We start from the raw sequence: 10,897 nt of genomic DNA, 5'->3' as shown, positions 1-10,897 counted from the left end.
TTGAGGAACACGAACAGCACCGGGTTGAACACCTCCACCTTGATGTCCAGCTCGACCAGCGCGGCCAGTCCATTGATGGATTTGCGGAAGTCGACGGGCTTTGGGTAGAGATAGACCTTCTGCACTTGGGCGTCGGGACGCATCATGACGGAACTCCACGGGAAAATAGGGAGCCCAGCATCCGGGATACGGAGAGGTCAGTTGAAGATGGGGTCTATGGAGCGCATACGCTGATGCTGCGTGAAGCACTTTTTATCGAACCGCCCAAGGCCAAGACCTGCCGAATACTGGCCGATACCGCCGCATCCCTGACTGACTTCAGGAAAGATCCAATAGGCATCCTTCACGAATGCGGCGGCGAGACTGTGGTGATCCTCAATCACAACGCACCTGTTTTCTATGCCGTTCCCACTGAACAGTACGAGGCCATGCTGGAAATGATCGACGATACTCGTCTGGCCGAAACCGTACGTATGCGGCACGGCTCCCCCACAGTTCGTGCCGATATCGATGCGCTCATCGCACAGGCCGGCGAAGCTGACTAGATTGGCGCATCAGCCCGAGACTCCAGCGCCAGCAACCGGCGAGCGCTCGTTGCGTGCCCTGCTCTACCGTTGGTGGCGCTGATAACCAGCGCGTCCGCCGTGGCAAAACCATCACAGGTAAAAAGCGCTGGTGTCGGATGATGGCTGGCGCGTATGATCACATTAACGCTTAACGTTAAGGATTAACGCATGATCCTGAGTTTCAGATGCGCAGAAACCCAGGCTCTGTTTGAGTCAGGAAGCTCCAGACGCTGGGCCAGCATTCTCAACGTGGCCACGCGGAAGCTGACGATGCTGAATGCAGCCGTTGAGCTGCGCGACCTTCGCTCCCCACCGGGCAACCGGCTGGAGCAGCTACAGGGCAATCGAGCAGATCAACACAGCATCCGAATCAACGATCAATGGCGAATCTGCTTTGTGTGGACTGCCGCTGGCCCTACACAAGTCGAAATCGTCGATTACCACTGAGGAGGTGGCAACATGACTATCAACGGCATGCGCCCCGTTCACCCTGGCGAAGTGCTACGCGAAGAGTTCCTTGAACCGCTAGGCATGACCCCAGCCGCACTGGCTCGCGCTCTGCATGTGTCGGCGCCGACCATCAATGACATCGTGCGGGAGCGTCGTGGCATTACCGCCGATACGGCTATTCGGCTAGGCCGCTACTTCGACACCTCAGCTCAGTTCTGGATGAACTTGCAGACCGAGTATGCCCTGGCGACCACTTACGCCGAGTCTGGCGCAGCCATCGAGCAGGCCATTGAGCCGCTACAGATAGCGAGCTGACCAAACCGGCAAGTACAGTTGTGGCTCGCTTCGTTGGCCTACACGCCCAGTACGATCAGCTTGACGCGGAGACAGTCTGATGAACATCAAGCCCATTCGCACCGAGCAAGACTACACAGCTTCGATGGCGCGCATTGATGAGCTGTGGGGCGCAGAGATTGGTACGCCTGAAGGTGATGAACTCGAAGTGCTGGCTCTGCTTGTGAGCACGTACGAAGACGAGCACGCCCCGATGCCGCCGTCCGCCCCTACCGAGGCCATCAAATTTCGCATGGATCAGCAAGCCTGACGCCGCGCGACCTTGAGCCATTCGTCGCTTGCATTGCTGCAATAAAGTAGCTAATACGTTGACATAGTACGGACGTGAGATAATACCCACTTGCCCTGGCACCAATCGGTGATCGTGGGATAATGAAGCTCCCTCAAAGGTGATCAGTATGTCGAAACCGTCATTCGAAGCTAAGAAGGCCTATTTCGCCCAAACGCGCAAATCGAACTATGCGGCCAGCCTGAGTCTAGAGGGCTTTGATGTGCCTAAGCCTGAAGCCACTAAAAGCTCCTCCCACAAGGGCTCGTCGTCTCCGGTGCGTAAGCTGAATGCGTGACAAGTATGGTACGGGTACAGACCCGTACTGTTACCCAGGAACGTCTGTCCTCCGCAATCTACTCAACCTCACAGACGAGGAAGCGCTTAGCAATGCAGAGCGTGACCTTTCTGCGGCAGCTCTAGAAGAAATCGAATTTGAGCTTCCGCCCTACGATCTCCCCTACTGGTCTCGAATCCATCGCCAGCTTTTTGGTGGAGTTTACGAGTGGGCTGGAGAGATCGAACCATTGATATTTCCAAGCAAGACACCCGCTTCTGTACCGCACATCGCATTGAGCCTGAATCAGCCAGGTTATTCAGAGCTCTGGAGAGCGCTAACTGGTACGAAGGGCTGCGTCGTGAACAGCTAGTCCCTGCCATAGCCGATTTCTACGGCGAGATGAATATGATTCATCCATTCCGAGAGGGCAACGGCAGAGCTCAACGCGTGCTTTTTGAGCACATAATCATCAACGCTGGCTTTGGAGTTGACTGGTGGGAGGTTGAGAACCCTCACTGGGTCCCGGCAAACATAGCTGCAGCGTTTGGTGATCCGAGACCACTCACTGAGATTTTCGAACGCTGTGTCGGCAAGCCCATTGCCTAGGCCTGGACAAGAAAAGGACAGCTCGCGGACACTGCCCAAAATAAAAAGGGGTTAGCTTGCGCTAACCCCTTGAAATTTATGGTGGCTACACCGGGACTTGAACCTGGGACATCAGCATTATGAATGCTGCGCTCTAACCAACTGAGCTATGTAGCCAACGGCGCGCATTGTCCGCGTCTCGCCTACCGCTGTCAACCCCAGATCATCGATAAATTTACGTTTTATCAAGCGGTTAGGCTTCGCGGGTGGCGACTCCCTGAATCGCTCGTTTCTGAGCCTGCGGCTGACCTCTCAACCGCTCGGACGGTGCTTGCGGGGCTGTCGGGCGATGCCGGAAAATCCGCCCCCAGCAGGCTGCAGCGCCGCCGTGTGCTGGACAACTAACCAGGAGAACACCTTGAGAGCGAGAGACGACTTCGACGATCTGCGCGCGGAGCGTGATATGCCGACGCACTACCGCAACGAACCCAACCGCCATGCCGGGCTGTGGAAGCAGATCGCGATTGGCATCATCGTCGGCTACAGCGTGCTGGGCATCATCAGTGCAGTTGCCTGGATGATCATTGCGCGCTTCATGCTGGGCGGTCTGTCGATCACGTTGCCGTAACGTTCACATCTCTGCATCAGCGACGTGATGGCGATGGGGTTGGCACTTGCCATCCCCTACCCGCCTCTTCATCCTGCTCCATTGTTTTCGCAAAAGAGCCCTCTCATGACGCCCATCCAGAATATCGGCCTGGCGCTATTCGTCCTGCTTTCCATCGGTGTCGCCATCGGCCACAAGACCGAGTGCGGCGATGGCCGCGTGGTGGAAACCTATCTGGCCAAGGGACTGGCTTCAAAGGTGCTGGGGCATGATCTTTGCCAGCAACCCTGAACCAACCGAACATTAAGGAAGATGTGATGAAAAAGTTCGCCCTGCTGGTCAGTTGCAGTTTTCTTGGCGCCTGCGCCAACTTCGGCTCGCAGCCACCGGTGCCGATTACCTCTCCCGTGGTGCAGGCGTTTCGCGATATCTGCCTGCAGACTGCGCCGAGTTTTGCCGAGGCGCATCGCGTGGCGCGCCAGCATGGCGTCACCGAGATGACCGATATGGGCTTTGCCACCGTCGGCTTCAATGCGGACAAGAGCCTGAGCATTCAGGTCAAGGTCAGCCACGAATGCGTGGTAACCAGCGAGGCGCAGGAGGATGACAACCTGACTCGTCAGTTGCTCAGCGCAGCGGCGATCAACGCCGGCACCACGGTGCCGCGCAAGGTGCCGGTGAGGATGATGATCGCCGGGCAGCCGTTCATCCTCATGCATGACCGTGAAGGCGGTGAAGCCTTGGTGATGCTGAAGCCGGAGTGAGGGGATCGCCGTAGGGCGGATGACGCCTTGTTCATCCGCCGCCGCCGAAAGGTGGATCGAGGCGTGGTCCACCCGCGGCCAACAAGCGGTACAGCCCTGCGTAGGAACCCCGCCCCGGGGCGAAGCTTTTGCTTTCGCGGTGTTCATACGATTCGCCGCGAGGCGCGGCTCCTACGGGGTGATGCAGTGCCCGCTGCGTCTGTGTAGCCCCGCCGCGCTACAGTGTTTTACCGGGGCGCGTGGCCAGCAGCAGGCCGCCGAAGATCATCGCGGCACCCAGCCAGTGATAGAGCTGCAGGCTCTCGTTCAGCAGTACCCACCCCAGCAACGCGGTGAATACCGGCATCAGGTAGTTGGTCAGCGCCGCCTTGGCCGCACCGATTACGCGGATGCCGTGGTTCCAGGCCAGGTAGGCGAGCAGCGAGGCGAACACGGCGGTGTAGGCGACGGCCGAGAGGTTGGCGGCGTTGATTGCCAGATGCGCGCCCTGGCTCAGTTCATATAGATAAAACGGCAGGATCAGCGGTAGGCCAAGCAGGATGAACACGCCCAGCAGTGCCAGCGGCGGGATCGGCTGCAGGTACGCCGACCAGCGCCGCAGCAGCAGCGAGTACAGTGCCCAGTCGACCACGGCCAGCAGCATGATCAGGTCGCCCTGGTTGAACGACAGGCTGGCCAGACGGCTCCACTGCCCCTGGCTGATCAGCACCGCCAGGCCCGCCACGGCCACCAGCATGCCCCACCAGGCTCGGCGCGCCGGCCATTCATTGAGCAGCAGCCCGGCACCGATGAAGGTCACCAGCGGCAGGCAGGTGTTGACCAGCGAGATGTTGATGGCTGCCGTGGTCTGCGCCGCGCTGTAGAGCAGCGAGTTGTAGCCGGCGATACCCAGGCCACCGAGCACCAGCAGGCGCCAGCCGGCAGTGCGCACCGCCACGCGATGGCGCCACAACGGCATGGCAACGAAGGGTAGCAGCAGCGCCAGGGCCAGGCACCAGCGCCAGAACGACAGGGTGAACGGCGCGATCTCGCCAGCGAAGGCGCGCGCCACCAGGGCGTTGCCGGACCAGCAGAGGTTGGCCAGCAACAGGCCGAACAGCGCCAGCGGGCGCGAATGATTGAGTGCGTTCATGAGGCGACGCGACATTTATCCGAGTGGGGGTTGGCCGGCTGTGCGCGGTCACCGAGCGGGCAGTGCTGAGCGATCATTGCGTAGCTTCCGAATCAGGCGGCTTTGCACCATACGGAGGCAGGCAAGGCTTGGCAAGGTGGCGGACCGTAGGGGGCGCACCAACCTCAACGGCGTCATGATGTTCAGGCAGGCGCGACCGAGAGCGTATGGGCGCATATTGCGAGCGTGAGGGCCGAGTGGCGCGTCATTCCCGGTGCGCGCGGCGCACCCTACGGACGTTAACGCTGACAGCGGCGGCGCAGCGGGCGACTCAGCAGCCAGAGAATCAGCAGCACGCCGGCCAGGATCACCGCGCTGGCGCCCCACTGCATCGGCCCGGCCAGGCGGAACAGCTCGGCCGGGTGCAGGCTGGGCGCGCGGATCATGCGCGCTTCGGCAGCCGCACCGCTGGTGGGAATATCGGCCAGGCCGTCGCCATCGAGATCCGGCAGGCTGCGGATATGGTCGAGCAGCACCTGCCATTCCTTGAGTTCCTGCACGCCTTCCTTATCCGGGTCCTGGTCGATGATGGCGTCTTCGATACGCGGCAGCGGGCGGCCCTCGGCATCCTTGGGGATGACGTTGAGCAGGCCCTTGGTCAGGTCCGGTACCAGCCAGGTGAAGCTGCCGACGTAGCTGGTGGCGCCAATGCTGTAGAGGCGCGTGTCGTTCAGGTCCAGGTCACGGTAGCCGCCGTGCGAATCGCCGATTTCGATGCGGCTGACGCGGTCGAACGGCACGCGCCAGGGGTTGTAGGTGAAGCGCACGCCGGAAACCCGGGGGTAATAGCTCTGGCTGTCACGCAGCTGGTAGGCGAGCAGCAGTACCTCCAGTAGTGACTTGATTTCGCGCGCGCTGATGTAGGCCTTGATCATCGGGTAGCCCGGTTCGTCGTCGAACTGGCCGATGCCCAGCGGGGCGATGCGAAACAGGTCGGAGACGTCCTGCACGCCATTGCGGCCCTTGAGCAGGTCATCGCGGATGGTGCCGTTGCCGGTGAAGGCCAGGTCGGCATCGACGGCATGACGCAGCGCATCGGTGACCAGGTTGGCCAGGGTCTGATCGGTGAAATCACGGCCCAGGCTCTGGTCGACCTTCGCCAGCGGCTGGTCGAAGCGATAGCCCTTGGGCGTCAGCATGCGCTCGCTGACCACCTGCTTGAAGTCTTCGACCTTGGCGGTGATGGTCGCGTCGCCGACGATGCTGTCGTTGACGGCGTGCAAGCGATAGTCGCGCACACGTGGCACGCCGTCTTCACCCAGGCTCATGCGCAGTTCGCCGAGGTACTGGATCTCGGAACCAGCCTGCACCACCGGGGTACGTCCACCCACCAGCACCGGCTGCGGCAGTGCCACATGCGAATGGCCGACGACGACGATATCGACGCCGGGCACCTGCTCGACCAGTTCCACTTCCTCGCCGCGCCAGCTGCCATCGGCCTGCTGGGTAACGCCCATGTGCGAGAGCAGGATGACCACCTCGGCGCCCTCCTCGCGCAGCTTGGCCACGGTTTCCCTGGCGGTGGCGACCGGGTCGGCGAAGGTCACCGGCTTGATCATCGGGCTGACGGCCACGGCGTTGTTGCCAAGCAGGCCGAACAGACCGAAACGAATACCGCCGCGCTCGATCAGCTTGTACGGCAGGATGTGCCCGGCCTCGACGTGCGCCTGCAGGCTGTTGTCGGCCTTGCTCGCGGCATCGAAACGCATGTTGCTCGACAGCAGTGGCACCAGCGCCTCGCCCTTGGCCCTGTGCGCCGCGCTGATCATTGCGGCCAGCCCGGCTGGGCGGAAGTCGAATTCGTGGTTGCCGATCACCGCGGCGTCATAGCCCAGCTCACTCATCAGGCGCAGTTCGCTGCCCATCTCGCGGGCGATGGTGTGAAACAGCGTACCCATGGTGAAGTCGCCGCCGTCGAGCAACAGCACAGGTTCTTCACCGGCTGCCGCGCGGCGCTCATTCAATAACGTGGCAAGCCGGGCGACGCCGCCGACGGTGTCGTCATCGTTCACCGTCGCCGGGCTGTATTCATTGTTGGGGCCGAAGCCGAGCAGGCGCGACTGCCAGTCGTTGCTGTGCAGGATGGTGAAACTGCGCTCGACAGCGGCCAGCGGCATGGCGGCCAGCAGGCCGGCGAGCAGGAGTGAGGGGAACAGGCGCATGGACGATCCTTGACGATGACTGCGCACAGTATGGAGCAGGCCCTGGCTCCAGACAGCGACCAATCGAGACGCACTTTGTCGCCAATCGAGTCAGACTTTCATTGCCCCAGATCAGCCCCCAAGCCAGACGGCGGGACTAAGCTGTAATCAGGATCGCAACGTGGAGAAGCGCCATGGACCACTATCACCTGATGCTGATGCTGCTGATCGGCGGCTTTCTGCTGCTGGGAGTCGGCTTCAACTTTCGCGAACACGAATGGGGCGTACGCGTGCTGGGTTTGGGCGTATTGCTGATGCTGGTGCCGATTGCGTTGCGGGTGCATCTGGCGTTGGCGTGAAACCGCTCTTGTAGGAGCCAGCTTGCTGGCGATCCGCTTGACGCATCGCTGGCAAGCCAGCTCCTACACGTGATGTGGCTTTCGCGGCCACTAAGGCTGGCAACGCAGAATACCGGCCTTCAGGCCGTGCGCCGCCTAGCCCACCGAGTGATGGATCGCGTTGCGCCAATGGTGGGTTACGCCGCAGCAGGCATTACGACTCACTCAACAGATCTACCAGGCGGCTAACCCACCCTACGGTTCAGCGCGCGGTCACTCGTAGGGTGGGTTAGCGGCGCTGAATGACGGTCTTCAAGACTCAGATGAAAGTCGTGCGCCGCGTAACCCACCAAGCGGTTGATGGCGCCACGTCGAAGGTGGGTTCAGGTAACAGCCCCATGACTCCCTGCTACTTCCAACGCTCGGCGGCGCTCTGGTCGCTGCAGCGGCCTTCGACCCAGCGCGGGCCTTCGCTGGTGTCTTCCTTCTTCCAGAACGGCGCGCGGGTCTTCAGGTAATCCATGATGAAGTTGCAGGCATCGAACGCGGCCTGGCGATGGGCGCTGCTGGTGCCGACGAAGACGATGGGCTGGCCCGGCTCCAGACGACCGATGCGGTGGATGATCTCGATGCCCAGCAACGGCCAGCGCTCACGGGCCTCATCGGCGATCTTGGCCAGAGCCTTTTCGGTCATGCCGGGGAAGTGTTCGAGGAACATGCCGCCGACTTCGCGACCTTCATTGAAGTCGCGCACGTAGCCGACGAAGGTGACCACCGCGCCGATGCCGAGGTTGGCGGCATGCAGGGCGTTGAGCTCGGTGCCGGGGTCGAAGGGTTGGGCTTGGACGCGGATGGTCATGGGAGTGTCTCGTTTGAAGAGGCGTTTTCAGAGTCGGTTTGGTGGGCTGAAGCCCACCCTACGCCTGCATCAACCACCGGTAACGGTGGGGAAGAAGGCGACCTCATCGCCTTCGGCCAGCGGTTCGTCGAGACTGCACAGTTCCTGGTTGCGCGCGCACATCAGGTTCTGCTCACCCAGCACTTCCCATTCGCCGCCACGGGCGACCAGGTGCAGGCGCAAGTCGTCGAGGGTAGCGAAGTCGCCGCTGAGTTGTTCGTCGTCACGGCCCAGGGCTTCGCGGTAGCGGGCGAAATATTGCACGCGGATCATGCTTGTTCCTCCAGCTTGTAGTGACCGCTCTTGCCGCCGAGTTTTTCCAGCAGGCGTACCTGCTCGATGACCATGCCACGATCCACGGCCTTGCACATGTCATAGATGGTCAGCGCGGCGACGCTGGCGGCAGTCAGTGCTTCCATCTCGACACCGGTTTGCCCGGACAGTTTGCAACGGGCAGTGATATGCACGCTGTCGTCGCCTTCGGCGCTGAGTTCGACCTTGACGCCGGTGAGCATCAGCGGGTGGCACAGGGGGATCAGGTCGCTGGTTTTTTTCGCGGCCTGGATGCCGGCGATACGTGCCACGGCGAATACGTCGCCTTTGGGGTGCTCACCGGCAACGATCATCTGCAGGGTGGCGGGCAGCATGCGCACGCGTGCTTCGGCGGTGGCTTCGCGGAAGGTGGTCGCCTTGTCGGTGACGTCGACCATGTGCGCGCGGCCTTGGGAATCGAGGTGGGTCAGCACGGGAAAGCTCCAGACGGGAATCGACCGATTGTAAACCTGCAGGTCAGGATTTGCAGTCCTCTTGTAGGTCGGATGAAATCCTGCAGCCGAGCGGCCCGGATTGCAGCCGAGCTACGAACCCTCTCCCCCAGCCCCTCTCCCGCAAGCGGGAGAGGGGAGCCAAATGCGCGCTTCTGTAGGAGCGGATTTATCCGCGATCATCGCGGCTGAAGCCGCTCCCACGGGCCCTGCAGAAATTCGTTGATGCAGACTAAAACGCCCCCGCTCTTACGAGCAGGGGCGCCAGTGTTTCACAGCTGAAGGGTTACATATGGGTTTCCGCGTACTCCGCGAGGATCGAGCGTGGTACGCCTTGCAGGGTGATGTGCACGCCGTGCGGGAAGTCCTTGAAGCGTTCGGTGAGGTAGGTCAGGCCCGAGCTGGGCGCGGATAGGTAAGGGGTGTCGATCTGGGCCAGGTTACCCAGGCATACCACTTTCGAGCCGCTGCCGGCACGGGTGATGATGGTCTTCATCTGGTGCGGGGTGAGGTTCTGGCATTCGTCGATGAGGATCAGGCTCTGCTGGAAGCTGCGCCCGCGTATGTAGTTGAGCGATTTGAACTGCAGCGGCACCTTCTGCAGGATGTAGTCGACGCTGCCGTGGGTGCTCTCGTCCTCCATGTGCAACGCTTCGAGGTTGTCGGTAATCGCGCCGAGCCAGGGCTCCATCTTTTCCGCCTCGGTACCGGGCAGAAAGCCGATCTCCTGATCCAGCCCCTGCACGCTGCGGGTGGCGATGATGCGCCGGTAGCGCTTGCTGACCATGGTCTGCTCGATGGCCGCAGCCAGCGCCAGGATGGTCTTGCCGGAGCCGGCGGCGCCGGACAGGTTGACCAGGTGGATGTCCGGGTCGAGCAAGGCGAACAGCGCCAGCGCCTGATGGATGTCGCGCGGTTTCAGGCCCCAGGCTTCCTGATGCAGCAGCGGCTCCTGGTGCATGTCGAGGATCACCAGCTCATCACCCTTGATCGCCTTGATCCAGCCGACGAAGCCCTGTTCATCGAGGATGAACTCGTTGACATGCACGGCCGGCAGGTTGTCGGTCAGTTGCACACGATGCCAGGTACGGCCGTGGTCCTGACGGGTGTCGACCTTGCTCACGCGATCCCAGAACGAGCCGGGCATGTCGTGATAACCCTTCGACAGCAGCGAAACGTCATCGACCAGTTGGTCGGTGTGGTAGTCCTCGGCGTCGATACCGCAGGCGCGCGCCTTCAGGCGCATGTTGATGTCCTTGGTCACCAGCACCACGGAGAGGCCGGGGTTGCGCGAGTTCAGCTCCACCAACTGGTTGATGATCTTGTTGTCGTTGAGGTTTTCCGGCAGCCAGGTTACCGGCGCCGCACTTTTGCTCATAAGAATGGAAAGACGCCCGCAGGGGTCGCTCTTGCCGCGCTGGATGGGTACCCCGTACTCGACGTCCTCGGGCTCCGCCCCGGCGAGAATTTGATCGATCAGGCGGATGGCCTGGCGACATTCGACGGCGACACCGTGCTTGCCGGACTTCAGTTTGTCGAGTTCCTCCAATACTGTCATCGGGATGGCGACGTGGTGTTCTTCGAAGTTGAGCAAGGCGTTGGGATCGTGGATCAGAACATTGGTGTCGAGGGCGTAGAGGGTTGGAGCGGTGGGCTTGGAGCGTCCGTGGTCATCCATACTCGGTCACCTTCTTGTAGTAGCCAGGCGACG

General features: G+C 61.5%; 15 protein-coding genes, 1 tRNA gene and 2 pseudogenes. 10 read left to right on the top strand and 8 right to left on the bottom strand.

The features are described 5' to 3' along the window. A partial coding sequence (gene tnpB / locus PSOLE_RS08410; RefSeq protein WP_140418989.1) for an IS66 family insertion sequence element accessory protein TnpB occupies positions 1-143 on the bottom strand: 143 nt, incomplete at its 3' end. Positions 144-233: 90 nt separating this feature from the next. On the opposite strand from tnpB, the gene PSOLE_RS08405 reads away from it, so the two are divergent. The 6 genes and pseudogenes from PSOLE_RS08405 to PSOLE_RS08380 all read left to right on the top strand — a co-directional run bounded on the left by PSOLE_RS08405 (position 234) and on the right by PSOLE_RS08380 (position 2,524). Continuing rightward, on the top strand, positions 234-545 hold the full coding sequence (locus PSOLE_RS08405; protein WP_083393707.1) for a type II toxin-antitoxin system Phd/YefM family antitoxin: 312 nt from the start codon (positions 234-236) through the stop codon (positions 543-545). 189 nt (positions 546-734) lie between these two features. Beyond that, on the top strand, positions 735-1,013 hold the full coding sequence (locus PSOLE_RS08400; RefSeq protein ID WP_074855597.1) for a type II toxin-antitoxin system RelE/ParE family toxin: 279 nt from the start codon (positions 735-737) through the stop codon (positions 1,011-1,013). Positions 1,014-1,025: 12 nt separating this feature from the next. Then, positions 1,026-1,331, top strand: coding sequence for a HigA family addiction module antitoxin (locus PSOLE_RS08395; protein WP_074855595.1), 306 nt, complete (start codon positions 1,026-1,028; stop codon positions 1,329-1,331). Positions 1,332-1,410: 79 nt separating this feature from the next. Further along, positions 1,411-1,646 (top strand): annotated as a pseudogene (locus PSOLE_RS08390) (helix-turn-helix domain-containing protein); the annotation flags it as partial. Between the two features lie 122 nt (positions 1,647-1,768). Beyond that, positions 1,769-1,936, top strand: coding sequence for a YhfG family protein (locus PSOLE_RS24615; RefSeq protein WP_074855593.1), 168 nt, complete (start codon positions 1,769-1,771; stop codon positions 1,934-1,936). Beyond that, positions 1,929-2,524, top strand: a pseudogene (locus tag PSOLE_RS08380) (putative adenosine monophosphate-protein transferase Fic). Before PSOLE_RS24615 ends, PSOLE_RS08380 begins: the two are co-directional and overlap by 8 nt. 79 nt (positions 2,525-2,603) lie before the next feature. Here the strand turns inward: PSOLE_RS08380 and PSOLE_RS08375 are convergent. Next, a tRNA-Met gene (locus tag PSOLE_RS08375) sits at positions 2,604-2,680 on the bottom strand. Positions 2,681-2,921: 241 nt separating this feature from the next. On the opposite strand from PSOLE_RS08375, the gene PSOLE_RS08370 reads away from it, so the two are divergent. The 3 genes from PSOLE_RS08370 (at position 2,922) to PSOLE_RS08360 (ending at position 3,874) form a co-directional block, all read left to right on the top strand. Then, entirely contained in the window at positions 2,922-3,131 is a 210-nt protein-coding gene (locus PSOLE_RS08370) for a hypothetical protein (protein ID WP_039964341.1), read from the top strand. 105 nt (positions 3,132-3,236) lie between these two features. Continuing rightward, positions 3,237-3,401, top strand: a complete 165-nt coding sequence (locus tag PSOLE_RS24240) for a hypothetical protein (protein ID WP_088339305.1) — start codon at positions 3,237-3,239, stop codon at positions 3,399-3,401. A gap of 26 nt (positions 3,402-3,427) precedes the next feature. Beyond that, the gene (locus PSOLE_RS08360) at positions 3,428-3,874 is read left to right on the top strand and encodes a hypothetical protein (protein ID WP_074855591.1); all 447 of its coding nucleotides are present in this window, start codon (positions 3,428-3,430) and stop codon (positions 3,872-3,874) included. Positions 3,875-4,091: 217 nt separating this feature from the next. Here PSOLE_RS08360 and PSOLE_RS08355 read toward each other — a convergent pair whose 3' ends face one another. Both PSOLE_RS08355 and PSOLE_RS08350 read right to left on the bottom strand, forming a co-directional pair. Continuing rightward, positions 4,092-5,006 (bottom strand): DMT family transporter, encoded by a 915-nt coding sequence (locus tag PSOLE_RS08355; RefSeq protein ID WP_039964397.1) that lies wholly within the window; start codon positions 5,004-5,006, stop codon positions 4,092-4,094. A 278-nt stretch (positions 5,007-5,284) separates the two neighbouring features. Next, the gene (locus PSOLE_RS08350; protein WP_074855589.1) at positions 5,285-7,207 is read right to left on the bottom strand and encodes a bifunctional metallophosphatase/5'-nucleotidase; all 1,923 of its coding nucleotides are present in this window, start codon (positions 7,205-7,207) and stop codon (positions 5,285-5,287) included. A gap of 173 nt (positions 7,208-7,380) precedes the next feature. Between PSOLE_RS08350 and PSOLE_RS24235 the strand changes: the two genes are divergently transcribed. After that, on the top strand, positions 7,381-7,545 hold the full coding sequence (locus tag PSOLE_RS24235) for a hypothetical protein (protein WP_003459472.1): 165 nt from the start codon (positions 7,381-7,383) through the stop codon (positions 7,543-7,545). A gap of 388 nt (positions 7,546-7,933) precedes the next feature. Here PSOLE_RS24235 and moaE read toward each other — a convergent pair whose 3' ends face one another. The 4 genes from moaE to PSOLE_RS08330 all read right to left on the bottom strand — a co-directional run bounded on the left by moaE (position 7,934) and on the right by PSOLE_RS08330 (position 10,864). Continuing rightward, entirely contained in the window at positions 7,934-8,383 is a 450-nt protein-coding gene (moaE, locus tag PSOLE_RS08345; RefSeq protein ID WP_074855587.1) for a molybdopterin synthase catalytic subunit MoaE, read from the bottom strand. Positions 8,384-8,452: 69 nt separating this feature from the next. After that, on the bottom strand, positions 8,453-8,695 hold the full coding sequence (locus PSOLE_RS08340) for a MoaD/ThiS family protein (RefSeq protein WP_003459467.1): 243 nt from the start codon (positions 8,693-8,695) through the stop codon (positions 8,453-8,455). Further along, entirely contained in the window at positions 8,692-9,168 is a 477-nt protein-coding gene (moaC, locus tag PSOLE_RS08335; RefSeq protein ID WP_074855585.1) for a cyclic pyranopterin monophosphate synthase MoaC, read from the bottom strand. The genes PSOLE_RS08340 and moaC overlap by 4 nt, the downstream gene beginning before the upstream one ends. Positions 9,169-9,472: 304 nt before the next feature. Then, complete coding sequence (locus PSOLE_RS08330) at positions 9,473-10,864, bottom strand: PhoH family protein (protein WP_074855583.1); 1,392 nt, start codon at positions 10,862-10,864, stop codon at positions 9,473-9,475. Between the last annotated feature and the right edge of the window lie 33 nt (positions 10,865-10,897).

Origin of the sequence: Pseudomonas oleovorans subsp. oleovorans, assembly GCF_002197815.1 — a bacterium.
Lineage (GTDB): Bacteria > Pseudomonadota > Gammaproteobacteria > Pseudomonadales > Pseudomonadaceae > Aquipseudomonas > Aquipseudomonas oleovorans.
This window is presented reverse-complemented; position numbering and strand designations above follow the sequence as displayed.